The following is a 24,868-nucleotide window of genomic DNA, read 5'->3' as shown; positions in this document are numbered from 1 at the left end:
AGAGCGCGCTGCGGCGTCCCCTCGGATGGCCGGGGCCATACCTTCGCCACATCCCCCCGTTTCGAACGCCTCCAGATCTCCGGCAGGTCGTGACCTCCGCTTTAAGGCGGTCTTCACCGTGTTGCGCGATAGGGCGGCACGGACCCGGGCCGGGCGGACGGGACAAAGGGGGCGGGGCACCGTGCGGAGCGCGGGGGCACCCGGGAGAATGGGGCGATGACGCAACTGTTCGGGCGAGTGTCGAAGGCCGCGCTCCTCGGCGCGGCGGTGGCCGCGGCCGCGGGGCTCGCGGGGTGCGAGACCGTGGGCAGCGCCGCCGGACCGCGCCAGTACGCCGTCGTCGAGGCCGACACGACGGGTGCCGCGAAGAGCAATATCGCCTCGCTCACCGAGGTGATCCAGCGCAACCCCTCCGATGCCGCCGCCTACACCACCCGCGGCGCCGCCTATGCCCGCGCGGGCCAGTTCAGCGAGGCCATCGCCGACTTCACGAAGGCGATCCAGCTCGATCCGAACTCCGCCTCGGCCTACAACAACCGGGCGCTCGCCAGCCGCCAGCTCGGGCGTGACGCCCCGGCGCTTCAGGATTTCTCGAAGGCCATCGCCCTCGATCCGAATTACGGCCCCGCTTATATCGGCCGGGCCAACGTGGAGCGCGCCCAGGGCAACCTCGACGCCGCCCTCGGCGACCTGAACGTCGCGATCCGCCTCAACCCGGAATCCGCCGAGGCGTACCACGCCCGCGGCCTCGTCAAGCAGAAGCAGGGCCTCGACACCCAGGCCATCGCCGATTTCGACGCCGCGATCGACCGCAACCCCTTCGTCTCGGCGCCCTACGCCGCCCGCGGCCAGAGCCTGATCGCCACGAACCAGTACCCGAAGGCGATCGAGGACTACAACGCGGCCCTCAACGTGAACAACAAGGACGCCACGTCCTGGGCCTATCGCGGCCTCGCCTACGAGAAGTCGGGCCAGCGCAAGGAGGCCCTGGAGAACTACCAGCGCGCCGCCGGCATCGACCCGAACAACGCGGTGGCCAAGTCCGGCCTGTCGCGGGTGCAGGGTGGGATGGGGTCGCTGTTCAACTGAGGCCCAACGTTGGGGGCTCGAAGGGCGCCCCAACCTTCGCCGTCATTGCTTCGCGTTGCTCGCAATGACGGCGTTCAACGAGTCCGCGCTGGTTTGACATCGCCGCCGGGCGCGTGTCACCCACGCCCCGCCGCGAGCCGGGGATGAACTCCGCCGCGGGCCGCGCCGCCGGAGGAGATCGCCATGGAATGCCGCCCGACGCCGGACGTCCGCCTGCAGGATCTCCCGGCATGAGCGGCACCGTGTCCCCCGGCTCCGACAGCCGCCTGCCCCCCGTCCTGCGCGGGCGCCTCGCCCTGCCGGTCATCGCCTCACCGATGTTCATCGTGTCGGGACCGGACCTCGTCATCGCCCAGTGCCTCGCAGGGGTGGTCGGCTCGTTCCCGGCCCTCAACGCCCGGCCGCAGCCGGTGCTCGACGAATGGCTGACCCGCATCAAGCGGGAACTGGCGGAGGCCCAGGCGGCCGATCCCTCGCGGAAAGTGGCCCCCTTCGCCGTCAACCAGATCGTCCACGCCTCGAACGACCGGCTGGCGCAGGATGTCGAGACCTGCGTGCGCCACGAGGTGCCGATCATCATCACGAGCCTGCGGGCGCCTGACGCGGTCATCAAGCCGGTGCACGCCTATGGCGGCGTGGTGTTCCACGACGTGATCTCCGTCCGCCACGCCGAGAAGGCCCTGGAGGCCGGGGTGGACGGGTTGATCCTCGTCTGCGCCGGGGCCGGGGGGCACGCGGGCACCCTCTCGCCCTTCGCCCTCGTCTCGGAGGTGCGCCGCTTCTACGACGGGCCGATCATCCTGTCGGGCGCCATCGCCACGGGCCAAGCGATCCTGGCCGCGCAGGCCATGGGGGCGGACCTCGCCTACATGGGCACGCGCTTCATCGCCACGCAGGAGGCGAACGCCGCGCCCGGCTACCGGGAGATGATCGCGGGCTCCGCCGCCAACGACATCCTCTACACGCCCTGCTTCACGGGCGTGCCGGGCAACTACCTGATCCCGAGCATCCGCGCCGCCGGCCTCGATCCCAACGCCCTGCCGGAGCGCGACAAGACCGCGATGAACTTCGGCGGCGACAAGGTGAAGGCGTGGCGGGACGTGTGGGGCGCCGGCCAGGGCGTCGGCAGCATCGACGACGTGCCGGCCACCGCCGACCTCGTCGCCCGCCTCGCCCGCGATTACGCGCAGGCGAAGGCCCGTTTGACCGGATAGGCGCGACCGGCCCCGTCATTGCGAGTGAAACGAAGCAATCCAGGGACCCGCGACGTCCGAAAACGTCCCGCTGCCCTGGATTGCTTCGCTGGCGCTCGCAATGACGGCGAAGCTTTCCGCAGCCCCCTACCCCCGCGTGCCCCAGCGGGTGCCCATGCGGCTGCTGCCCGCGTCGGCACCGATGGCCGGGCCGGCGGCGCGGTCGGGGCGGTGGGTCGAGGGGGGAGCCATGGGGGTCGGCGCCAGCAGGTCCGGCACGCCGGCGATCGCCTCGGAGCCCCGGCCCTCCGCGAACTGGCCCGCCTTGCGGAAGGTCCAGAGGTAGCTCGGCACCACCGCCTCGGCGGCGGTCGGCACGATGCCGAGGGCCTCGAAGCTGCGTCCCTCCGCCTTGGCCGCCTCCGAGACCACGTTGTCGCGCTGGAGCAGCGTGACCTGATCGCGGGTGAGCTTCAGCGAATCGGGCAGGAGCCCGAAGGTCAGGGTGTCGACGATCTCGAGGATCCGGGCCTGGATCGAGGCGACGGCCGGCGGCAGGTCGAGGACGACGCGGCTGCGCTGGATCACGCTCAGCATGTAGCGCACGAGGTGATCGAGGGTCGCGACCTCCGGGCCGCCGAGTTCGTAGACCGTACCGGGCTTGGCGTGGCCGTCCACCGCGCGGGCGACGGCCTCCGCCACGTCGCCGACGAAGACGGGCTGGAAGCGGGTCTGCGCCCCGGCGAGCGGCAGGACCGGCAGGGCGCGGGCGAGGCCGGCGAAACGGTTGAAGAAGCTGTCGCCGGGCCCGAAGACCAGCGAGGGCCGGAAGATCACGGCGTCCGGGCAGGCGGCCAGCACGGCGCGCTCGCCCTCGGCCTTGGTGCGGGCGTAGACGGAGGGCGAGGCCGGGTCGGCCCCGATCGCGGAAACCTGGATCATCCGCGCGCCCGCGGCGGCGGCTGCCTTCGCGATCAGCGCGGCGCCCTCGGCCTGGAGGCGCGAGAACCGCTGCGGTCCGCTCTCCTGCAGGATGCCGACGAGGTTGATCACGATGTCCGACCGCTCGACGGCGCGGGCGACCGAATCGGGGTAGCGCAGGTTCGCCTGCACGGCCACGATCTGTCCGACCTTGCCGAGCGGCTGGAGGAACAGGGCCAGATCCGGGCGGCGCACGGCGACGCGGATGCGGTACCCGCGCTTGGCCAGCGCCCGCACCACGTGGCGGCCGACGAAGCCGGACCCGCCGAAGATCGTCACGAGCTGCGTGTCGGGGCGCCGCGCCGGCCCGGCGGGCGTTCCGTGGTTCAATCCGGCTGTCGTGTTCTCGCCCATCATCACCGTCGTCTCGGGCTCCTTGCGGTGCGAGAAAAGGCCACCGCCGGGGCTTCCTTAGCGCAACGGAGCGGCGCAGGGGAGTGACCCGTTCACCGAACTGTGCGCCGCGATGCGGTGCGGAGCGCGGAACGGCCCCCCGGCCCGCGCATTCAACCGGACGACACCCCCTCGTTTCCGGAGGACGCGATGATGTTCGGGATGCTTGTTTCGGCGGTCCTGGCCGCCGTCGGCCTGCTGGTCGGTCTCGGCCGGATCGGCCACCCCATCGATGCCCAGGCGATCATGCCCTACGGCTGGGGGCTGCTGATGGTGGGCGCCGCCCTGTTCGTGCTCTTCGCGTTCAAGAGGTACCTCCGCATCCGCGAGGGTCACTCGGCCTGAGGCCGACCGCGCCGTCGCGGGTGCGGGCGGGGCGCTGGGCCGGTCAGGCGACGCGGATGCGGCGCCGGGGCTGCCCCGCCGCCATGCTGCGGATCGCGGGGCGGTCCTGCGCGTCGCCGACGTCCTGGCCGCCCACCACCACGGTCTGGCACTCGCGGGCGATGAAGGCGCCCGGCATGGCGGCCTGCAGGTCGGCCTCCATGTCGCGCAGCACGGTGTCCGAGTGGGCGGGGTGCAGGTGGATGATGCCGAGCGTCTTCACGCCCGCCGCCTGGGCGAGCTCCACGCCCTTCTGCCACGTGGAATGGCCCCAGCCGCGGCAGGTGGGGTATTCGCAATCCGTGAACATGCCGTCGTAGATCATCAGGTCGACCCCGGCGACGAACTCCGCCAGCGCCGGGTCCGGCCACGGATCGCGGTGCTCGATGTCGCTGATGATGCAGAGACGGCGGCCGTTGTGCTCGAACTTGTAGCCCACCGAGCCCTGCGGATGGTTGAGCAGGATCGTGTCCACGCGGATCCCGTCGGGGAAGACCAGGGGCTGGCCCGCCTCGAAGCCGTGATGGCGGAAGGTGCAGCGGAAATCCTCGAGGCCGATCGGGAAAAGCGGCGGCGAGAACAGCCGGTCGAGGGTCGCCCCGGCGGATTCGCCGCCGAGGTTGCCGCACCACGTGTGGATCGTCCGCTCGCTGTCGAGGACCGCCGGCTTGAAGAAGGGCAGGCCGGTCGTGTGATCGAGGTGGAGGTGGCTGAACAGCAGATCGACGTGGGTCGGCAGGTCCGCCCGGTGATTCTGGCCCAGGTTGTAGAGGCCCGAGCCGGCATCGACCACGAAGAGACGCTCGCCGCAGCGGACCTCGAGGCAGGGCGTGCTGCCGCCGAACTCGGCATATTGCGGCCCGCTGACGGGCGTCGAACCGCGGACGCCCCAGAAGCGGAGGATCAGATCGTCGTTCGCGGCGCCCGGGCAGGGCGCGACATCGTGGGACATGGGTATCACGAAGCTCGGACGGACCAACCCGACCGCATTACGATCGGACCGCTATCGTCGTTCCGGAGAAAGTGGGCGAAATCTGCGGACGAATGGGACAGGAGTACCGTTTCGTCCCAAGTGAACAATGAATTGGGGAGAGGCTTTCGTCCGTGATGTGCGGGGCCACACACGGAGCCGAACCCGGCCGGCCGCCGTCCACAGGTCAGCCATGCGGCCGCCGCGTGAGGCAAAGCTTTGCCGCGACAGGACTTTTGTGGGCGCCGAATCACGCCGGTCAGAAGGGGACCGGCCCTGCGGCGCCGCGCGCCAGCAGCGTCGGCATCCGCGCTTGGTAACTCTTCGCCAGAGGAGCGCTCAGCGCGGCGAAGGGGTCGCCCGCGCGCTCGTAGGGCGGCACGAAGCCCCCCGTCCGGGCGAGGGCGGGGACGGCGGGAGAGACGATCCACCGGCTCCAGACCGCCTCGGGCACCGGCGCCGGGCGCCGCCGGGCCGGGACCATCACGATGTCCTGGGCCGCGAAGGCCAGGGCCTCGGGGCGGCTGATGTCGCCCACCACCCCGCCCTTTGAGACGTAGGCCGCCCAGAAGGCGTTCTGGCCGCCGTCGGAATAGGTGGTGCGGACGGCGGGCGCCTCGTCCGCCAGGGCGGCGATGCGCGCCTCCTCCATGGCGTGGCGGGTCACGTAGGCGGCCTCGCGCCGGGGATCCTTCGAGGGGGCGAAGGCGTAGCGCCCGGCCGCGACGGAGACCTGCGGCTCCTCGCCCGTCGCCTCGAACCGGTCCGACCCCTCCTTCAGGTTCTGCCAGAAGGGGAAGTTCGGGTCGGCCCGGTGCTTGGCCATGTTCTCGGCGGTCATCCGGAAGGGGAAGGATTGGAACTGGAACGCCGCCTGCCCGCCCGCCAGGGCCTCGCGGGCGATGGCGTAGATCTCCTCGACGGTGCCGTTCGTCATGGCGAAGCAGCCCATGGAGGAGCAGATGCCGTGCACCATGATCGCGGAGCCGGTGCCGCCGTGGGCGCGGTCGTACTCGTTCGGGTAGCCGACGTCGAAGGAGAGATGGTAGCGCGAGTTGGGGTTCATCTGCCGCTGGGACACGGCGTAGAACCCCTCCGGCACCTGCCGGTCGCCGTTCTGGCGCTTGGGCCCGAGCTGGCCCGACCAGCGGCAGATCGGGAAGGTCTTGATGAAGACGTAGCCCTTCGGACCCCGCTTCCACACCTCCAGTTCCGATTCGCGCTTGTAGGCACGGAAGACCACCGGCGCGGAGACGGAACTGCCCTTGGCCGCCATCAGCGCCACCGTCGCGGGCGGAACGGGCGCGTTCGCCTTGTCCTGTGCCGCCGCAGCCCCGGACAGGGCGAGGAGAACGAGGCCGGCGGCAAGGGATCTCCGGAGGGACATGGGCCGGCGGTGGGGTCCTGGCGGCGCGGATCGCGGCGCGAAGTCGGGCGGGGGTGACCCTGGAACAGGACACCCCGTCAGGGGAACAGCACCATGCTTAAGCGACTGTTAAAACGTGTGGATCGGACCGACCTTCGCCTGCCTTTGCGGCGGCGGTGAGGCCGGTCACGCGGGCTCGGGCTCCGTCACCGGCGCGACGGCCGGGGCGGGCGCCTCCCGCCTCTGGACCGTGCTGTTCTCGACCGCGATCACCGCATCGAAGGGCGCCAGGCCCCCGGGCATCTCGCCGCCGGGCAGGCAGACGATCAGCCCCCTCCCCGCGAGCGCCCGGCGGAGCGCCGCGAGGCGCGCCTCCGCCTCCTCCGCCGCGCGGGGCTCCAGCACGGCGAGCACGAGGATGTCCGGCCCCCGGGCGAGGCAGCGGACGAGTTCGATGGCGATCCGGTCGCGGCCGGAGATCGCCCCTTCCGAGAGGGCGCCGCCGCCCGCCGGATCGACCGGGCTGTCGAGGCCGAGGCGGTAGACCGCCGATTCGAGTCCCTCGTCCGCCAGGAAGCGTCGGAGCAGCGCCCTCACCCGCGGCTCGGCGTTGGCCTCGCCGAGGCTGACGCGCCCGAAGAGCAGGTTCTCCTCCAGGCTCGCCGCCGGGTTGATCCGCGCCGGATCGTGGAACTCCACTGCCCCGGCAAGGTGGGGCGGCAGCATCCGTGCGAAGGAGCGCCGGGCCTGGAGCAGCCGCTCCTCGAAGGGGGGATCGATCAGGCCGAAGCGGTGCCGGGTCTCGTTGTAGCGCAGGGCGAGGCCGACGAGGCGCGTCCGGTCGCGCTGACCCCCCGGCCCGCGCCGAAGCGCGCCCGAGGCGGGCAGGCGGACGAGCAGGTCCTCGAAATAGCCGCGCTCCGCCGCGGGGAAGAGGGAATAGGCGTCGAAGAGCGGGTGATCGTCGGGAAGTTCGGAGAAGATCTCCAGCGTCATCCGCGCCACGGCCAGGCCGATCTCGGTGAGGGGGCGGACGAGATCCTCGGCCTCCAGCACCGCGCGCATGTAGGGGTGGCGGGCGAGCCGCGCCGGCGCGAAGGCGTTGCCCACCGGCGTGCCGAACAGGATGTTCTCGCCGACGCTCGCTTGGTTGTTGTAGCGCTCGGGGTCGAAGGGCTCCACGAGGCGCCCGGCGCCCTCGGCCTGGAGCGCCGCCTGCATCCCCCGGCGCGCCGCCACCACGGCGGCGGCGAGATCGGAATCGGTCCGGGGGTCGAGGCGGCCTTCGAGGCCCCGCGCGTAGACGAAGGCGTCGAGCCCGGTGAGGCGGCACAGGCCCACCAGGGCGATGTCGTCGGGCGACGTCGCCCCCGGCCCGGCCGCCGCGCGCCCGGGCGTGCCCTCCGGTCCCCGAGGGGGCGTGGTCTCCCGCGCCTCACCCGGCTCCCGTTCGAGGGAGGGCGCCTTCGCCGGGTCGGTGCCGTAGAGCAGGTTCTGGCGCAGGCTCCCGCCGATCAGCACCGCCTCGCCGCCGGCGAAGGCGATCCGCCTCGCGCGCTCGGCCGGATCGAGGCCGGCGAGATCCTCGCCGTCGTAGGTCACCGTGCCGGCGGTGGGCTCGATCTGCCCGGCGAGGACGGCGGCGAGCACCCGCGCGCCGCTGCCCCGGCCGCCGGTGATCGCCACATGGCCGGGCATGGTCACGGCCACGTCCACCCGTGACAGCCGCTCGCCTGTCACCGGGTCGAAGGCGCCGACGTCCCGCGCGGCGAGCACGCCGCTGCGCGGCGGCGGGTGCAGGGCCTTCCGGGCCGCCGGTTCCGCGCGCCCGGCCCCGCGCCCTTCGAGGGCGTCCACGGTCCGGGCGAGGTCGCGCAGGCGCGGGCGCAGCGCCTGGCGCTTGAGCCACAGCCGCGCGCTCGCCCCGACGAGCCAGGCCGCGATGCCGAAGGCCCCGGCCGCCGCCGCGAGGTCGGCGGGCTCCACCGGGGCGACCATGTGGCCCGGGCTCGACGAGCGCCACAGGGCGGTGCCGACGGCCAGCGCCGGCAGGATCGCCGCGAGCGCCAGGGCGGGGGCCCGGGCATAGGCGAGGCGGGCCTCGGCCCGGGCGATGGTGGCGCGGTTGGCCGAGACCCGCGCCTTGATCCGGGCGACCTCCAGGGAGGCCGCCCCGTGGATGCGCACCGCCGGCATCCGGCGGACGAGGTCGGTGAGGCCCGCCTCGATCCGCGCCCCCATCCGCTCGCGCAGCTCCTGCCGGGCGCGGCTGCGGCGGAGGATCAGGATGTCGGCGAGGCCCGTCGCCGCGAGCCCCACCGCCGCTGGCGGGATGAGGCGCGGCGCCGCCAGCCCCGCGAAGGCGAGCGCCAGCAGCACTCCCACCAGCGTCATGGCCGGGACGACGATCCCCGCCGAGAGCAGGCGCTCGGCCCGGCCGAGGATCAGGCCGACCTGCCGGGCGAGGCCGCGCACCTCTTCCCGCCCGCTCGACGGGGCCTTGAGGATCGCCGCGATCACCCGCTCGCGCACCGCGTCGGCCGCCCGGTTCTGGGCCCGGAAGCACAGGGCCGCCACGAGCCAGCCCAGGCCCGCCAGCGCCACGGCGCAGGCGGCGAGGCCGGAGAAGGCGGCGAGTTCGAGATCGATCGGCGCCATGGGAATGCCCGGTACCAGCACCCGCTCGCCTGTCGGGAGGGCGAGGGCGAGGCGCAGGAACGACACGCTCGCCGCCTCGTCGCGGGGCATCACGGCGATGAGGTCCCGCAGGCACAGGAGCGCCAGGGCGCAGAGCGGCGCGCCGAGCCCGAGGGCCAGCGCCGTCGCGGTGGCGTGCAGGGTGCGGGCCTTCCGCCAGGTCAGGACGAGGGGGTCGGTTTCCATCGGAGCCGGTCATACACCGTTTTCGGCCCGGCCGTGCGATCCGCGCGTCGGCCCACCCATGCGGCCGTCAGGGTGGCGATCCGGACGAACCCGGGCTCCATTCGTCCTAGCGAGCGAAGCGAAAGCCGCACCGTCGAGGACTTTCCGCCCCGCCCCGCCCCGCCCCGCCCCGCCGGATCCGGGATCCCGCGGACGCGATTGGCCGCAGCGGCGGGGCTGGCCCGCCTCTGGTATGGCTCTACCTTCGCTGCGGTGCGAACGCGGCCCGACCGGGCCGGCTGAGGAGAGCGTGGTGAAGGGGACCGCCGACGACCGGCCATCGCGTCCCGCCCCGGCGCAGCTGTTCTCCCCCGGCGCCGACGCGATCTATCGCCTCGTGCTGATGACCGCGGCCGCCTGCCTCGTCGCCTTGCCGGTGCTCGGCGCGGGGATCGTGCGCTCGAACTACGTCACGGGGGTGGGCGTGGCCCCGAGCCAGCCGGTTCCCTTCAGCCACAAGCACCATTCGGGCGAACTCGGGATCGATTGCCGCTATTGCCATACGGGGGTGGAGAAGACGGCGAGCGCCGGAATCCCGCCCACCCACACCTGCATGACCTGCCACTCGCAGATCTGGACCGGGTCCGACATGCTGAAGCCCGTCCGGGAGAGCTACGAGCAGGACAAGCCCCTGGTGTGGCGGCGCCTGAACAAGTTGCCCGGCTACGTCTACTTCAACCACTCCGTCCATGTGACGAAGGGGGTCGGCTGCTCCACCTGCCACGGGGACGTGACGTCGATGCAGATGACCTACCGGGCGAACGCCTTCGAGATGTCCTTCTGCCTCGATTGCCACCGCGCCCCCGAGAAATACCTGCGCACCCCCGCCGAGGTCTGGAACATGGAGTGGGCGCCGCCTTCCGATCAGGCGACCCTCGGGCCGCAACTCGTCGCGCGCTACCACGTCCGGGGCGGGGAGCGCCTCACCGAGTGCGGGATCTGCCACCGATGAGCGGGCCGCCCGACCTGGAGGCCCTGCGCGGCCGGCTCGAGGGCGGCGACGGCCCGCGCTTCTGGCGCAGCCTCGACGCCCTGGCCGACTCGCCCGAGTTCCGGGACTACCTCGCCTCCGAATTTCCGGCGGCCTCCCGCCTCGCCGCCGCGCCCGACCGGCGGGGCTTCCTCAAGCTCATGGCCGCCTCCTTCGCGCTCGGCGGCCTCACCGCCTGCGGCGACGGGCGCGATTACGAGGTTCCCTACGTCAACCAGCCCGAGCGGATCGTGCCGGGCACCGCCCTCTCCTACGCGTCGAGCGCCGTGTTCGACGGCTTCGGCAACGGCATCCTCGTCACCACCCGCAACGGGCGGCCGGTGAAGGTCGAGGGCAACCCGGACCACCCCTGGAGCCGCGGCGGCACCGACGTGATCGGGCAGGCCTCGGTGCTCGGGCTCTACGATCCGTTCCGCAGTCAGGCGGTGCAGCATCTCGGCCGCCCCGCCTCCTGGGCCGCCTTCAACGCGGCGATGCTGCCGCAGATGGCGGCGTGGCGGGCGGGCCGGGGCAAGGGCCTCGCGGTGCTCACCGGCCCCGTCACCTCGCCCACCGTGGCGGCGGAACTCGCCCGCCTGCTGCAGGCATACCCTGAGGCGCGCCGGTACGCCCACTCGTCCCGCGACGGCCTGCTGGAGGGCGCCCGCCGCGCCTACGGCCAGCCGCTGGAGACCCTGCCGGACTTTTCCAAGGCGCGGGCCATCGTCTCGCTGGACGGCGACTTCCTCGATCTCGGGCCGGGGCAGGTCGGCCTCTCGCGGCGCTGGAGCGAGGCCCGCCGGGCGGCCTCGGCGCAGGGCCGTCTGCTGCCCCTGTTCTCGGCCGCGCCGACGCCAGGCCTCACCAGCGCCAAGGCCGACGACGCCGTGCCGGCGTCCGCCGCGCGCCTCGACGCGATCGCGCACGCGCTGCTCGCGGCGGCGGCGGGCGGAGCGGCGCCCTCGGGGGACGATACGGTCGACCGCTGGACCGGCCGGGCCTGGGCGGCGCTCTCGCAGGCGAAGGGCGTAGGCGTCGTCACCGCCGGCCTCGCGGCGAGCCCGGACCTCCACGCCCTCGTCCACCGCCTCAACGGGGCGCTCGGCAACACCGGCGCCACGATCCTCCACCACGCCCCGGTGGCCGAGGCCGGGGCCTCCTCCCTCGCCGACCTCGCCGGGGCGATGGACCGGGGCGAGGTCCGGGCGCTGATCGTGCTCGGCGCCAACCCCGTCTACGACGCGCCGGGCGCCCTTGACTTCGCCGAGCGGATGGAGCGCGTGCCGCTCAAGGTCCATGCCGGGCTCTACTACGACGAGACCGGCGCCCACGCGGACTGGCACCTGCCGCTGGCCCATCCCCTCGAATCCTGGGGCGACGTGCGCTCCCTCGACGGGACCGTGGGGCTGATCCAGCCGACCGTCTCGCCCCTCTACAACGGCCACACCGTGCCGGAGATTCTCGCCTTCCTCGGCGGCACCGACGAGGGGACCGACGCCCTCGCCCTGCTGAAGCGCCGGTGGCGGAACGAGGGCGAGGATGCGGCGGCCTTCGAAGCGCGCTTCGCCGGAGCCCTGCGGGCCGGGTTCTTCGAGGGCAGCGCGGCTCCCGTTCTGTCCCCCACCCTCCAGGGCGCGCCCCCCTCCCCCCTGCGGGGAGGGGTGAGGGGTGGGGGTGGTTCCGGAGAGATCGCACCGGTGCCTCCTGCGCCGCCTCCACCGCCCGCCCCTCCCCACACGGGCGAGGGCAACGACGTGGACGTGGTCTTCCGACCGGACGGCACCCTCTACGACGGCACCCATGCCGACCTCGCGTGGCTGCAGGAACTGCCGAAGCCCCTCACCAAGGTGGTGTGGGAGAACGTCGTCGCCGTGAGCCCCGCGCTCGCCGCCCGCGAAGGGATCGCCACCGGCGACCTCGTGCGGGTGGAGGCGGGCGGGCGCTCCATCACCGGTCCCGCCTGGATCCTGCCCGGTCAGGCCGCCGACACCGTGACGCTCGGCCTCGGCTACGGCCGGGACGTGCCGGACCACCTCTCCCGCGGCCTCGGCTACGATGCCGGGGCGCTGCGCCCGGCGGCGACACCCTGGCACCTCACCGGCGCGCGGATCGTCCGCACCGGCGAGCGGCGGAGCCCCGCGACGACGCAACACCTCGGCACCCTGCCGGACGACGAGGAGGGCCGGGCGATCCTGCGCACGCAGGTCCCCGGCGCCGCGCCCGTGGGGGATCCCCTGGGCGTGTCGGCGCCCTCCTTCTACCCGCCGCCGGACGCCCGAGACCGCTGGACCGCCGCCCAATGGGGCATGGCCATCGACCTCGACGCCTGCACCGGCTGCAACGCCTGCGTCACCGCCTGCCAGGCGGAGAACAACATCCCCGTCGTCGGCCGCGAGGAGGTGGCGCTCGGCCGCTGGCTCGGCTGGATCCGCATCGACCGCTACTACGAGGGCGACGCGGACGCCCCCGCGACCCACTTCCAGCCGGTGCCGTGCATGCATTGCGAGGCGGCGCCCTGCGAGGTCGGCTGCCCGGTGGAGGCGACGCTGCACGACAGCGAGGGCCTGAACCTGCAGGTCTACAACCGCTGCGTCGGCACCCGGACCTGCCAGAGCTACTGCCCCTACAAGGTGCGGCGCTTCAACTACCTCGACTATTCCGGCGGGATGCCCCCGGTGACGCAGCAGCAGCGCAACCCGGAGGTGACGGTCCGCGCCCGGGGCGTGATGGAGAAGTGCACCTACTGCATCCAGCGCATCGCGACGGCCCGGATCGACTCCGCCAAGGACGCCCACGCGCCGATCCCCGACGGCACCGTCGAGACCGCCTGCCAGGGCGCCTGCCCGACCCGGGCCATCACCTTCGGCAACGTCGCCGACCCGCAGAGCGCGGTCTCGGTCGCCAAGCGCGACCCGCGCCACTACGCGCTGCTCGGCCACCTCAACACGAAGCCGCGCACCACCTACCTTGCCGCCCTCGCACCGGAGGGACGGCGGACATGAGGGGGCACCAACGCCACGACGCCGGGTCGTCATCGGGAGCGCTGCGTGCCTTCCCCCTCCCCGTGCTTGTGGGAGGCGTCTCGCCGTCGGGCCTCCGGCCCGAGCTTGCCCCTCCTCACCCCGAGAGCCTCGCCGGGAAGGTCACAGTCCCGTCCGTCTTTGCGAGCGCAGCCAAGCAATCCAGGGCGGCGGGCCGCCTTTCGAACGAGGCGCGTCCCTGGATTGCTTCGCTGCGCTCGCAAAGACGCGGCGGGCTTCAGGAGCCGCCCGCATCGGTCCGGCTGGACATCGAGGCCCGCTCACGCGGGCACCTCAGGATGAGGGGGAGAATTGGACCTTCGGTGCAGAACCGCCTTCTCCCCGAAAGGCGGGGAGCGGGGATGCGCGCGGCGGCGGAGACCTGACCATGGCGCTGCGCGACGCCGAACCGGCGATCCGCCCCGGCGAGACCCTGCGCTCCATCGGCGAGCGCGTGGGCGAGATCGCCCTCGTCCACCCCTCCGGAAAGCGGTGGTGGATCGCCTTCGCCGGGGCGGGCCTGCTCGTCGGCCTGTTCGCCCTCACCCTCGGCTACCTCCTCTACGAAGGCGTCGGGATCTGGGGCAACAACAACGCCGTCGTCTGGGCCCTCGACATCGCGAGCTACGATTGGTGGATCGGCGTGGCCTGCGGCAGCCTGCTCGTGTCGGGGATCCTGCTGCTGCTGGAGGCCGAGTGGCGCGGCGCGGTGAACCGCATCGCCGAGACCGTCGCGCTGCTGGCGACGGCCGCCGCCGGGCTCTACCCGATCATCCATCTCGGGCGGCCGTGGTTCTTCTACTGGAACCTGCCCTACCCCAACACCTTCGATCTCTGGCCGCAGTTCCGCTCGCCGCTCCTGTGGGACGCCATCGACATCGTGTCCTTCCTCGTCGTGGCGGTGAGCCTCTGGTACATCGGCCTCCTGCCCGACATCGCCGCCCTGCGGGACCGTGCCCACGCCGAGGCGACCCGGCAGGCGGAGGAGGTCGCCCCGACCCGGACGAAGGCGCGGCTCCGGGCGCAGACCTACGGCGTCCTCGCCTCGGGCTGGCGGGGCTCCGCCGCCCACTGGCAGATCTGGGGGCAGGCCTACCGGATCGTCGCCCTGCTGGGCGTGCTCCTCGTCGTCTCGGTGCAGACCGGTGCCTCGGTGATGCTGGCCGGCTCGGTGATGCCGGGCTGGCACGGCACGCTGATGCCGGTGAGCTTCCTGATCCACGCGGTTCTCTCGGGAGTCGGCGTCACCGCCGCGATCCTCGTGTTGGTGCGCGGCGTCTACCGCCTCGACGCCGTCATCACCGGGCGCCACCTCGATGCCCTGGCGCGCCTCCTCCTCTGCCTCGGCTGCGCCAGCGCCTATTGCTACGCCGCCGAGATCTTCGACACGCTGCTCGCCGGCGACGCCGCCGGGCGGGCCGTGCTCCTGCGCCGGATGGCGGGCGGGCACGCGCTGGCCTTCTGGGTGGCGGTGCTCGGCCTCGTCCTGCCGCCGCAACTGTTCTGGTCGGCGCGGCTACGGCGCTCGCCCCCGGCCCTGGCGGCGGCCGGGATCCTCGTGGCGGCGGGCGCCTACGCCGACCACGTGATGATCCTCGTCGTCACCCTCACCCAGGACTTCCTGCCCTCCTCCCGCCTGCCCTACGGCGTGGACATCTGGGGCATCGCCACCTTCGTCGGGTCGCTCGGCCTGTTCCTCGCCCTCGTCCTGCTCTTCATCCGTTATCTCCCCTCGGTCTCGATCACGCAGGTCCGGCGCCTTGTCCCCCCGGAGGAGAGCAGGCAGGCCCTGCCCCCCGGGGGCGGGCGGGCCGGCGCGCCCTCCCCGGACGGCGCGCCGCTCTGGGGCGTGGCCGCCGCCTTCGGAAGCGAGGCCGAGCTCGCCGCCGCCCTCCAGGCGCTGACTCCGTCCCGCGGGCGGATCCGCCTCGATGGCTACGGGCCGGTCCCGATGCCGCGCACCCTGCGGGCGCTCGGCCTCGAGGGCCGCTCGATCCTGCCCTACGCCCTGGCGGGATCGCTCGCCGGCGGCGCGGGCTTCTACGGGCTCTGCCTCTACGCCACGGCCTACGACTACGTGTTCCTGATCGGTGGGCGGCCGCGCTTCTCCTGGCCCTCCTTCGTCGTGCCGAGCGTGTCCTTCGCGATGCTGACCGGGTGCCTCGCCGTCCACGCGGCCCTGCTGTGGCTGAACCGCCTGCCGCGCCTCAACCACCCGGCCTTCAACATCCCGGATTTCCTGCGGGCCACGGACGACCGGTTCTTCCTCGCGGCGGAACTCCAGGGCGACGGCGCCGAGGTCCTGCGCATCGAGCGCCGCCTCACCGCCCTCCCCGTCGGCGGCGGACGGCCCGTCGCCCTGGCGCGGATTCCGCGATGAGCGCGCGCATTCCCGTCCTGGCGGCGCTGCTGCTGCCCCTCGCCGCTTGCGGCGAAGCCAACATGGACGATCAGGCAAAGGCCCGGACCTGGGACAAGAACGCGTTCTTCCCCAAAGAGATGACCATGCGCCACCCGGTCGCCGGAACGGTGCCCCGGTGCGACCCGGCCGCCGACGTGCCGCAACCCGCCCGTGTCACCGCCGCCCTGCTCGACCGGGGGCGCGAGCGCTACGGCGTGTTCTGTACGCCCTGCCACGGGCAGGACGGGCGGGGCGGCCTCATCGTCGCGCGGGGCATGGCGGAGGCCGGCAACCTGACCGCCGACGGCGTCCGCCGGGAGAGTGCGGCGGAGCTCTACGCCGTCATAAGCCAGGGCAGGAAGAGCATGTTCGGCATGGGTGAGATGATCCCCCCCGCCGACCGCTGGGCGATCATCGCCTATCTCCGCGCCCTGCAACTCAGCCAGGACGCGCCCGTCGCGTCCCTGACCGAGGCCGACCGGGCGGCGCTGGAGGCCGGGCGATGAGGCGGCCGGTCCTGCTCGGGCTGACCGGGGCGGCGGCCCTGGCCTTCACCCTCTCTGCCGGGGGCGCGCGGGGGGCGGCGGCCTCCTGCCTCGCGGCCTGGCTCGTCCTCGTCGCCCTGCCGGTGGGCGCCCTGCCGGTGACCGTGGTGGCCGAGCGGTTCGGCCGGAAGGTTCGCGAGCGCGGCGGCACGGAGATGATGGCGGCCCTGCGCCGCCTCATGACGCTGATGCCCGCCGCCGCCCTCCTCGGCCTGCCGGTCATCGCGGCGGCCCTGCCGCTCTACCCCTGGATGAGCGCGTCGCCGCGCACGGCCCTCGCCGCCGTCTGGTTCACGGCGCCCTTCTTTTTCCTCCGGGCGCTGGCCTACCTCGTGGCCTGGACCTTCCTGTGCCTGCGCTTCGCCCGGCCCTTCGACGATCCCGGCGAGGGCCGCACCGTTCCGGCGGTGGCGCTCCACGCGGTGGTCGGCACCCTGTTCGCCATCGATTGCGTCGCCGCCCTCGATCCCCGGCTCGATTCGGCCCTCCTCGGCCTTCTGCTGATGACCGCCTGGAGCGGGCTCGCCTTCGCGGCGGCGATCCTGCTCGCCTGGGAGGAGCCCGAGCCCATCGGCCGCAACCGGGTGGTGCCGGGCCGGGGGCGGCTCATCCCCCTCGTCGTGCTCCTCGGCCTCTGGGCCTACATGCATTCCGTGCAGGCGCTGATCGTCTGGTCCGCGAACCTGCCGCAGGAGGTCGCGTGGTACATGGCCCGCGGCGGCTGGGCCGGGCGGACCCTGGCCATCGTGGCGGGGATCGTCGCCCTGCTCGCGGGCCTCGCGACCCTGAGGCCGGGCCGTGTGACCACGCGGGCGCTGGCCGCCGGGGCGCTCTTCGTCCATGCCCTGGAGATGTTCTGGCTCGTCACGCCGGCCCTGCGCGACCGCTTCGTGCTCCGCCTGACGGATGGGGCGGCCGCCCTGGCGGTGGCCTGCCTCGCGGCGGCGCTGACGCCGCCCCTGTCCGCCCTGCTCGGCCGCTTCCAGGCCCCCCAGGCCGGGCCGGCACGGTCCGGGCGCAAACCGTCCCGGCCCGCCCGCACCGGAGGCACGCCGTGACGGAGGGCCGACCCCCGAATCGGGCCGGGATGCTCGCCGCGATCCTGGCGGCGCTGGCGCTGAGGCGCAGCGGCATCGTCCCGCACCGGCCCTCCGCCCCGCAGGACCGGCCTGCGCGGGACGGCGATCCGGCGGGCGAGGGGCACGAGACGCGGGACGTGAACGTCCGCAACACGATCCTCGTCATGGCGGGCCTCGCGCTCGCCGCCGCCGCCGTGATCGGCGGCATGGCCTTCACGATGCGCGCGGTCGCCGCCCGCCAGCGCGCCGACCTCCCCGCCCTGACGCCGCAGCAGACCCAGACCCTCGTGCCGCCGCCGCCGAACCTGCAGGCGAATCCCTACGCCGACCTCGACAAGGCACGCGCCGCGAGCCGCGCGCGCCTCGACGGCTATGCCTACCTCGATCCGGCGCGCAGCCGCGCCCGCATCCCCCTCGACCGGGCGATGCAGCTCGCCATCGGCCGGTCCCTCGACGGCGAGGACCGGGGCGACCTCCACAGGGCGGCGCCATGACCCCCGATCATCCCGCCCTTCAGCTCTGGCCCGTGGCCGCCTCGGCCACCGCCGTCGAGACCGACGAGCTGATCCTGGCCTTCACGGTGCTGACCCTCGTCCTCACCGTGCCGGTCTTCATCGCCATCACGTGGTTCGCCCTGCGCTACCGGGAGGGATCGGAGGCCGACCGGACGCCCTCGGGCATCCGCTCGAACCTCATCGAGATCAGCTGGATGCTGATTCCCTTCCTGCTCACCCTGGTGTTCTTCGCCTGGGGGGCGAAGCTCTTCATCCAGTCCAAGAACCCGCCGCCGGATGCGATGGTGGTCGAGGTGATCGGCCGCCAGTGGATGTGGAAGTTCCAGCATCCCACCGGCCAGTCGGAGATCAACGACCTCCACTTGCCCATCGGCCAGCCGATCAAGTTGCGGATCATCAGCCAGGACGTGATCCACGCCCTCTACATCCCGGCGGTCCGGATGCAGATCGACGCCCTGCCCGACCGCTACACGCAGATGTGGTTCAAGGCCGACAAGGTCGGGACCTTCCACCTCTACTGCTCCGAGTATTGCGGCACCGACCATTCGGTGATGGGCGGCAAGGTCACCTTCATGAACCCCGGCGACTACCAGGACTGGCTCGTCCATGCCGGCGCGCAGCAGGGCAAGGTCGCCTCGGGCCGCGCCCTGTACCAAGCCTACGGCTGCGCCGGCTGCCACGAGCCCGGCTCGGCGGTGCGGGCGCCCGGCTTCGCGGGGCTCTTCGGGTCGCAGGTCGGCCTGGCCGACGGTCGCACGGTGACGGCCGACGCCGCGTGGCTGCGCGAGAAGATCCTGAACCCCAACGGCGACAGGCTCGCCGGCGGGGGCAAGCAGGTGATGCCGAGCTTCGCCGGGCGCATCCCGGAGCAGGAACTCGGCCTCCTCGTCGATTTCATCCGGTCCTACCCGGCCACGGGCCACGCGGCGGAGGCGACACGATGAGCGCATCGGGCACCATCGAGGGCGCCGCCCGCCGCGAGCCGCACGTCCCCGAGAGCACGATCGGGCGCAAGCCCGATTATCTCCACGCGGAATCGACCCTGCGGTCGTGGTTCTTCACCACGGACCACAAGCGCATCGCGATCCTCTACCTCACCTCCATCACCGGCTTCTTCGTGATCGGAGCCCTGGCGGCGGGCGTGGTGCGGCTCGCGCTGATCGTGCCGAACGGCGCGATCATGACCAACGACACCTACAACAAGGCCTTCACCATCCACGGCGTCGTGATGGTGTGGTTCTTCCTGATCCCCTCGATCCCCGCGACCTTCGGCAACTTTCTGATCCCCCTCATGATCGGGGCGAAGGACCTGGCATTTCCGAAACTGAACCTGACGAGCTGGTACGTGTTCATGGGCGGCGCCCTGTTCACGCTGGTCGCGGTGGTGCTCGGCGGGGTCGATACCGGCTGGACCTTCTACGCGCCGCTCTCCACCGCCTTCTCGAACAGTTGGGTGCTGCCGGCGCTGATCGGCGTGACCATCGTCGGCTTCTCCTCGATCCTGACGGGGCTGAACTTCGTCGTGACGATCCACACCATGCGGGCGCCCGGCATGACGTGGTTCAAGCTGCCGATCTTCGTGTGGGCGCACTACGCCACCAGCCTGATCTTCCTGCTGGCGACGCCGGTGATCACCACCGCGCTCGTGCTCCTCATCGCGGAGCGGGCCTTCCACGTGGGGGTGTTCGATCCGGCCTTCGGCGGCGACCCGGTGCTGTTCCAGCACCTGTTCTGGTTCTACTCGCACCCGGCCGTGTACATCATGGTGCTGCCGGGCATGGGGGTGATCTCGGAGATCGTCCCCGCCTTCGCCCGCAAGAAGCTGTTCGGCTACCGCTTCGTCGCGTACGCCTCGATCGGCCTCGCCTCGGTGACGTTCTTCGTGTGGGGCCACCACATGTTCGTGAACGGCCAGAGCGACCTCGCGAGCCTCGTCTTCTCCGCCCTCTCCTTCGCCGTGGCGGTGCCCTCGGCGGTGAAGGTCTACAACTGGACCGCGACGATCCATAAGGGGTCGCTCCGGCTCGACACGCCGATGCTCTACGCCATGGGCTATATCGGCCTGTTCGTGCTCGGCGGCCTCACGGGGCTCTACCTCGCGACGCTCGCCATCAACCAGCACATCCACGCCACCTACTTCGTGGTGGCGCATTTCCACTACATCATGGTGGGCGGCACGGTGCTCGCCTTCCTCGGCGGCCTGCACTTCTGGTGGCCGAAATTCACCGGGCGGATGTACAGCGAGCCGTGGGGCCGCGTCTCGGCCGTGCTGATCTTCCTCGGCTTCAACGTCACCTTCTTCCCGCAGTTCATCCTCGGCTATCTCGGGATGCCCCGGCGCTATGCGACCTACCCGCCGGAATTCCAGCTCCTCAACGTGCTCTCCTCGGCGGGAGCGACGATCCTGGCGGCGGGCTACCTCTTCCCGATGCTCTACCTCGTCTACTCCCTGTGGTTCGGCCGCAAGGCGCCCGCCAACCCCTGGGACGCGCGGGGCCTCGAATGGGAGACCGCCTCCCCGCCGCCGACCCTGAACTTCGAGCGTCCGCCGGAGGTGCCGCGCATCCCCTACGACTACCCGATCCAGGCCACCGAGGCGAAGGACCAGCACCGGTGAGCGAGGGGCTCGCAGAGGGCGTCGGCGTCGCCCGCGCCCACCAGTTCGAGACGGTGGCGCAGCAGCGGCAAGCGGCGACGCTCGGCATCTGGGCGTGGCTCATCACCGAATTGCTGCTGTTCTCGGCCCTGTTCCTCGTGGCGCTGATCACCCGGATCGAGCACCCCGAGGCCACCGTCGCGGCGGCCCGGCACCTGAAGTTCTGGATCGGCGCCACCAACACCGTGGTGCTGCTCTGCTCCAGCCTCACCATGTCGATGGCGATCGAATTCTCGCGGATGGGCTGGCAGCGGGCGATGGTGCGCGCCCTGCTCGCCACCGCCGCCCTCGGCAGCCTGTTCCTCGTCCTGAAAGCTTACGAATACTACGCCGACTGGGAGGAGCATATGATGCCCTTCCTCGCGCACCGGCCCTTCGCCCTGGAGGAGACGCCCGCCGCGCGACTGTTCGTCAACCTGTACTACGTGGCCACGGGGCTCCACGCCCTGCACCTGTTCACGGGCATCGCGCTGCTGCTCGGCATGACGTGGATGGCGGCCAAGGCCGGCTTCCTCGCGCGGCACCAGAACTGGATCGAGGTCTACGGCCTGTACTGGCACTTCATCGACCTCGTCTGGATCCTGGCGTTCCCGATCCTCTACGTCGTCAACCGGGGGCCTTGAGAGTGAAAAGCCCCCTCGCCCGCCTGAGCCCCGGCGACCGCGCCCTGCTGTGGCGGCACCTGCGCACGCCGGTGCTGACCTTCCTGGCGCTGCTCGGCCTGCTCGGCGTGATCGTCGCCCTCGGGGCGACGCAGCCCTTCGCCCAGGCCTGGATCGTCGAGCTCGCCGTGGTCGCCCTGATGGTGGCCCTCATCCTCCTCGTCTCCATGGAGGTTCGGAGGGAGCCGCCCCTGATCCGGCTGTTCTCGGGGATCGGGTTCTTCTGGGTGTGCATCATGATCGGCATGACGCTGACCGATTATCTCGCTCGCTGACGCGAAATCGGTTGTTCGGCGCCCAAGAGGCGCTTACACGGCTCTCCTTCCCGCTCCAGCCTGCGCCCGATCCGATGTGCGAACTGCTCGGCATGAGCGCCAACGTGCCGACCGACATCCGCTTCTCCTTCGCCGGGCTCGCCCGCCGGGGCGGGGATACGGGCCCCCATGCCGACGGCTGGGGCATCAGCTTCTACGAGGGGCGGACCACCCGCAGCTTCCACGAGCCGGAGCCGAGCGCGCAATCGCAGCTCGCCCGGCTGCTGCGGGACATGCCCATCAAGAGCTGCATCGTCCTGGGGCATGTCCGCCGGGCGAACCGGGGGCGGGTGAGCCTGGAGAACACCCATCCCTTCTCCCGGGAATTGTGGGGCCGCCGCTGGACCTTCGCCCATAACGGCCAGCTGAAAGGCGTGAAGAAGCTGCCGCTCGGCGCCTTCACCCCGATCGGCACCACCGACAGCGAGCACGCCTTCTGCTGGATGCTCGGCCGCCTCCAGGGCCGGTTCCGCACCCTGCCCCGTCCGGCCACCCTCGACAGCGCGGTGGCCGCCCTCTGCGCCGACCTGCACGCGCTCGGCGTGTTCAACATGCTCATGTCCGACAGCCGGACGCTCTACGCCCATTGCGGCAAGCGGCTCTGTTACCTCACCCGCCGGGCGCCCTTCGGCAAGGCGACCCTGATCGACGAGGATTGGACCATCGACTTCGCCAGGGAGACCACCGAAAGCGACGTCGTCACCGTCATCGCGACGCAGCCCCTCACCCGCGACGAGTGCTGGACCAACCTCGAACGGGGCGATGTCCTCACCTTCCGCGAGGGCGAGGTGCGGCTGTTGAGGGGCGGCCACGCCTCCCCGGCTGCGACTTGACCGGAGGGTGCAAGGGAAGGCTCGATGCGCTACAACTATGATAATAGGTGCGCAAAGGGCTGGACGTTCACGCTGAAGCCGCCCGTCAAGCGCGCCCCTCGACCGCTCCGGACCGGCGGTCGGGTCACGACAAGCTGACGAGTGCGACGAGCATGACCCGCGACGACACCGCCGTCCTGCACGGACCGGACGACTCCTCGGACGGCCGCCCCAACCTGTCCTCGACGATCCGCACGCATCTCGGCGAACACCTGCGCACGGCCTACGACCGGCTCGGCGAGGACACGATGCCGGCGCGCTTCGCCGAGTTGATCGACAAGCTCGAGGCGGCGCTCCGCGCCCGGGGCGAGGCGATCGAGCCGGAGTTCCGCGACGGGCTGCTCGCCGCCGTTCCCTCGCTCCGGGCCTTCGCGCTCTCCCTGACCTCGAACCCCGCCCGCTCCGACGACCTCGTGCAGGACACCCTGCTCAAGGGCTGGCAGCACCGCGCCCGGTTCCAGCCGGGGACCAACCTCAATGCGTGGTTGTTCACGATCCTGCGCAACATCTTCTACTCGGATCACCGCAAGCGGGTGCGCGAGGTCGAGGATCAGGACGGCTCCTACGCCGCCCGCCTCGCCACGGCGCCGCATCAGGGCGACCGGCTCGATGTCGAGGACCTGCAGAGCGCGCTCGCCAAGCTCCCGCCGGACCAGCGCGAGGCGCTGGTGCTGGTGGGCGCCGAGGGCGTCTCCTACGAGGAGGCCGCGACGATCATGGGCTGCAAGGTCGGCACGGTGAAGAGCCGCGTCAGCCGCGCCCGCGGCCGCCTCGCCGAACTGCTGGGTTACGACGAGGAAGACCTCGCCTCCGACCGCTTCATCCAATCCGCGATGCCCGACGCGTAAGTCGAGGATTCCAAAGGACAAGTCCTTCGGTGGGGTTCAGGGGCAAAGCCCCTGGGTCTCGCAGGGCTCCGCCCCGCACCCGCCAAAGGACTCAGTCCTTTGGAAACCATGACGGGGTGTCGCGCGCAGTTCGCTGCGAATTTCGATGCATCCGAATCCGGGGATCGGGCGTTACCGGCCCGAGCTTCGCTGCGAGTATGCGGCGGAACGACACGGAATCGGAGACACCCGCATGACGTTCAAGACCCTTCTCGCCGCCTCGGCCCTCGCTCTCTCGCTGCCGCTGGCCGCCCAGGCCCAGGGCACCATCCCCGGCGCCGAGCGCGGCGCGGCGGCCGGTGCCGATGCGGCGGGCCCGATCGGCGGCATCGTCGGCGGCGCGATCGGCGCGGCCACCGGCACCGTCGGCGGCATCCTCGGCGTCGACATGGCCCCGCGCTTCCGCACCTACGTCCGCGAGCGGAACGTCCGCTCGTACGACTACGACGGCCGCGTCGTCGTCGGCTCGACCCTGCCGGCCTCGGGCGTGACCTACTACGACGTCCCGAGCGAGTACCGCGTGCAGCCGGGCTACCGCTACACCGTGGTGAACGACACCCCGGTGCTGGTCGATCGCGGCCACCGCATCGTCGAGGTGATCAACTAAGCCCTCCGGTCCCGGAGGGTCGGCCTCGGGGCCCCGGAGCGTCAGGGCTCCGGGGCCCTTTCGATTCGCGATGGAATGCGGAGACGACAGAGCCATGAGCGACGACCGGACCGATGGCGGGCCGGTCCTGCCCGAGCCGGTGCGGGACCACCTGGGCCAGCAATTGCGCGGATCCCTCCCCGTCGAGGACAAGCCGCGCTTCCTCGGTGACGAGCCCGCGATCCCGGAGACCTTCGAGCCCCAGCTCCGGCGGCTGGAGACCCGGCTGAAGACCCACGAGGAAGGCACGGTCGCCGTCGAGGAGGCCCTGGACCAGATCCTCGATGCCTTCGGCGTCAAACCGGACGAGCCGAAGGGCCCGTAGCCTCAGAGCTTGGCCGGAAAGTCGTCGCTTCCTCCGTCATTGCGAGCGCAGCGAAGCAATCCAGGGCAACGGGCCATATTCGAACATGGCGCATCCCTGGATTGCTTCGCTGCGCCCGCAAAGACGAGGAGGGCTTCGTAGGCCGCCAGGACCTTTCCGGCCAGACTCTCAGGATGAGGGGGGAGGAGTGGCGGCGGCAGCTCTTCGGCCAGGCTCTTAGGCCAGACTCGCTCAGACCTTCGGCTTCGCGGCCAGGATATCCCGGATCTCGCCCAGCAGCTTGACGTCGGCAGGCAGCTCGGCGACGGGCTCGGGCTTCTTCTCCTCGGCGTGTTGCAGGCGATTCATGGCGCGGATCACCATGAACAGCACAAAGGCGACGATGACGAAGTTCAGGGAGACGGTCAGAAACTGGCCGTAACCCAAGACGGCGCCTTGCTTCTTGGCCTCGGCGTAGGCGAGCCCCGTCTGCACTTTCGAGGAGAGGGGCAGGTAGTAGTTCGAGAAATCGAGCCCGCCCGTGATGGCGCCGATGGCGGGCATGAACAGGTCCTGCACCGCCGAGGTGACGATCGCCCCGAAGGCCGCGCCGATGATGACGCCGACCGCGAGATCGACGACGTTGCCCCTGAGGGCGAATTTCTTGAATTCCTCGAGCATCCCGGTCCCCCGCAACCT

General features: G+C 71.8%; 22 protein-coding genes. 17 read left to right on the top strand and 5 right to left on the bottom strand.

Features of this window, described 5'->3' with window-relative positions; genetic code table 11:
• Positions 1-216 precede the first annotated feature (216 nt).
• On the top strand, positions 217-1,089 hold the full coding sequence (locus MFF06_RS04300) for a tetratricopeptide repeat protein (RefSeq protein ID WP_238201777.1): 873 nt from the start codon (positions 217-219) through the stop codon (positions 1,087-1,089).
• 230 nt (positions 1,090-1,319) lie between these two features.
• Entirely contained in the window at positions 1,320-2,303 is a 984-nt protein-coding gene (locus MFF06_RS04295; RefSeq protein WP_238201776.1) for an NAD(P)H-dependent flavin oxidoreductase, read from the top strand.
• 126 nt (positions 2,304-2,429) lie between these two features.
• Here MFF06_RS04295 and MFF06_RS04290 read toward each other — a convergent pair whose 3' ends face one another.
• Positions 2,430-3,620 (bottom strand): complex I NDUFA9 subunit family protein, encoded by a 1,191-nt coding sequence (locus MFF06_RS04290; RefSeq protein WP_238201775.1) that lies wholly within the window; start codon positions 3,618-3,620, stop codon positions 2,430-2,432.
• Positions 3,621-3,806: 186 nt separating this feature from the next.
• Here MFF06_RS04290 and MFF06_RS04285 point away from each other — a divergent pair, with 186 nt between their 5' ends.
• Positions 3,807-4,001: a hypothetical protein gene (locus MFF06_RS04285; RefSeq protein ID WP_238201774.1), complete on the top strand. Its 195-nt coding sequence runs from the start codon at positions 3,807-3,809 to the stop codon at positions 3,999-4,001.
• 43 nt (positions 4,002-4,044) lie between these two features.
• Here MFF06_RS04285 and MFF06_RS04280 read toward each other — a convergent pair whose 3' ends face one another.
• The 3 genes from MFF06_RS04280 to MFF06_RS04270 all read right to left on the bottom strand — a co-directional run bounded on the left by MFF06_RS04280 (position 4,045) and on the right by MFF06_RS04270 (position 9,259).
• Positions 4,045-4,992 (bottom strand): MBL fold metallo-hydrolase, encoded by a 948-nt coding sequence (locus MFF06_RS04280; RefSeq protein ID WP_238201773.1) that lies wholly within the window; start codon positions 4,990-4,992, stop codon positions 4,045-4,047.
• 277 nt (positions 4,993-5,269) lie between these two features.
• On the bottom strand, positions 5,270-6,397 hold the full coding sequence (locus MFF06_RS04275; RefSeq protein WP_238201772.1) for a L,D-transpeptidase family protein: 1,128 nt from the start codon (positions 6,395-6,397) through the stop codon (positions 5,270-5,272).
• 165 nt (positions 6,398-6,562) lie between these two features.
• Positions 6,563-9,259: a P-loop NTPase family protein gene (locus MFF06_RS04270; RefSeq protein WP_238201771.1), complete on the bottom strand. Its 2,697-nt coding sequence runs from the start codon at positions 9,257-9,259 to the stop codon at positions 6,563-6,565.
• 382 nt (positions 9,260-9,641) lie between these two features.
• On the opposite strand from MFF06_RS04270, the gene MFF06_RS04265 reads away from it, so the two are divergent.
• The 14 genes from MFF06_RS04265 to MFF06_RS04200 all read left to right on the top strand — a co-directional run bounded on the left by MFF06_RS04265 (position 9,642) and on the right by MFF06_RS04200 (position 24,190).
• On the top strand, positions 9,642-10,250 hold the full coding sequence (locus tag MFF06_RS04265) for a cytochrome c3 family protein (RefSeq protein ID WP_238201841.1): 609 nt from the start codon (positions 9,642-9,644) through the stop codon (positions 10,248-10,250).
• Positions 10,247-13,270, top strand: coding sequence for a TAT-variant-translocated molybdopterin oxidoreductase (locus MFF06_RS04260; RefSeq protein ID WP_238201770.1), 3,024 nt, complete (start codon positions 10,247-10,249; stop codon positions 13,268-13,270). Before MFF06_RS04265 ends, MFF06_RS04260 begins: the two co-directional genes overlap by 4 nt.
• 406 nt (positions 13,271-13,676) lie before the next feature.
• Complete coding sequence (locus MFF06_RS04255) at positions 13,677-15,668, top strand: quinol:electron acceptor oxidoreductase subunit ActD (protein ID WP_238201769.1); 1,992 nt, start codon at positions 13,677-13,679, stop codon at positions 15,666-15,668.
• Positions 15,665-16,195: a c-type cytochrome gene (locus tag MFF06_RS04250; RefSeq protein WP_238201768.1), complete on the top strand. Its 531-nt coding sequence runs from the start codon at positions 15,665-15,667 to the stop codon at positions 16,193-16,195. The genes MFF06_RS04255 and MFF06_RS04250 overlap by 4 nt, the downstream gene beginning before the upstream one ends.
• Positions 16,192-17,292: a hypothetical protein gene (locus tag MFF06_RS04245; protein WP_238201767.1), complete on the top strand. Its 1,101-nt coding sequence runs from the start codon at positions 16,192-16,194 to the stop codon at positions 17,290-17,292. Before MFF06_RS04250 ends, MFF06_RS04245 begins: the two co-directional genes overlap by 4 nt.
• The gene (locus MFF06_RS04240) at positions 17,289-17,807 is read left to right on the top strand and encodes a hypothetical protein (RefSeq protein ID WP_238201766.1); all 519 of its coding nucleotides are present in this window, start codon (positions 17,289-17,291) and stop codon (positions 17,805-17,807) included. Before MFF06_RS04245 ends, MFF06_RS04240 begins: the two co-directional genes overlap by 4 nt.
• Positions 17,804-18,772 (top strand): cytochrome c oxidase subunit II, encoded by a 969-nt coding sequence (gene coxB / locus MFF06_RS04235; RefSeq protein WP_238201765.1) that lies wholly within the window; start codon positions 17,804-17,806, stop codon positions 18,770-18,772. Before MFF06_RS04240 ends, coxB begins: the two co-directional genes overlap by 4 nt.
• Positions 18,769-20,445, top strand: coding sequence for a cytochrome c oxidase subunit I (locus tag MFF06_RS04230; RefSeq protein ID WP_238201764.1), 1,677 nt, complete (start codon positions 18,769-18,771; stop codon positions 20,443-20,445). Before coxB ends, MFF06_RS04230 begins: the two co-directional genes overlap by 4 nt.
• Entirely contained in the window at positions 20,442-21,107 is a 666-nt protein-coding gene (locus MFF06_RS04225; RefSeq protein WP_238201763.1) for a cytochrome c oxidase subunit 3, read from the top strand. The genes MFF06_RS04230 and MFF06_RS04225 overlap by 4 nt, the downstream gene beginning before the upstream one ends.
• Positions 21,108-21,109: 2 nt before the next feature.
• On the top strand, positions 21,110-21,421 hold the full coding sequence (locus tag MFF06_RS04220; protein ID WP_238201762.1) for an oxidase: 312 nt from the start codon (positions 21,110-21,112) through the stop codon (positions 21,419-21,421).
• Positions 21,422-21,495: 74 nt separating this feature from the next.
• Positions 21,496-22,293: a class II glutamine amidotransferase gene (locus MFF06_RS04215; RefSeq protein WP_238201761.1), complete on the top strand. Its 798-nt coding sequence runs from the start codon at positions 21,496-21,498 to the stop codon at positions 22,291-22,293.
• Positions 22,294-22,445: 152 nt separating this feature from the next.
• Positions 22,446-23,180 carry a NepR family anti-sigma factor gene (locus MFF06_RS04210; protein WP_238201760.1) on the top strand — a complete coding sequence of 245 codons (735 nt, stop codon included), beginning with the start codon at positions 22,446-22,448 and terminating at the stop codon, positions 23,178-23,180.
• A gap of 232 nt (positions 23,181-23,412) precedes the next feature.
• Positions 23,413-23,826 (top strand): DUF1236 domain-containing protein, encoded by a 414-nt coding sequence (locus MFF06_RS04205; RefSeq protein WP_238201759.1) that lies wholly within the window; start codon positions 23,413-23,415, stop codon positions 23,824-23,826.
• Positions 23,827-23,920: 94 nt separating this feature from the next.
• Positions 23,921-24,190 carry a hypothetical protein gene (locus tag MFF06_RS04200; protein ID WP_238201758.1) on the top strand — a complete coding sequence of 90 codons (270 nt, stop codon included), beginning with the start codon at positions 23,921-23,923 and terminating at the stop codon, positions 24,188-24,190.
• 231 nt (positions 24,191-24,421) lie between these two features.
• On the opposite strand, the gene mscL is transcribed toward MFF06_RS04200, so the two are convergent.
• Positions 24,422-24,850, bottom strand: coding sequence for a large conductance mechanosensitive channel protein MscL (gene mscL / locus MFF06_RS04195; protein ID WP_238201757.1), 429 nt, complete (start codon positions 24,848-24,850; stop codon positions 24,422-24,424).
• Positions 24,851-24,868: the final 18 nt, after the last annotated feature.

The organism is Methylobacterium aerolatum, from assembly GCF_022179085.1.
In the GTDB taxonomy this organism is placed as follows: Bacteria; Pseudomonadota; Alphaproteobacteria; order Rhizobiales; family Beijerinckiaceae; genus Methylobacterium; species Methylobacterium aerolatum.
This window is presented reverse-complemented; position numbering and strand designations above follow the sequence as displayed.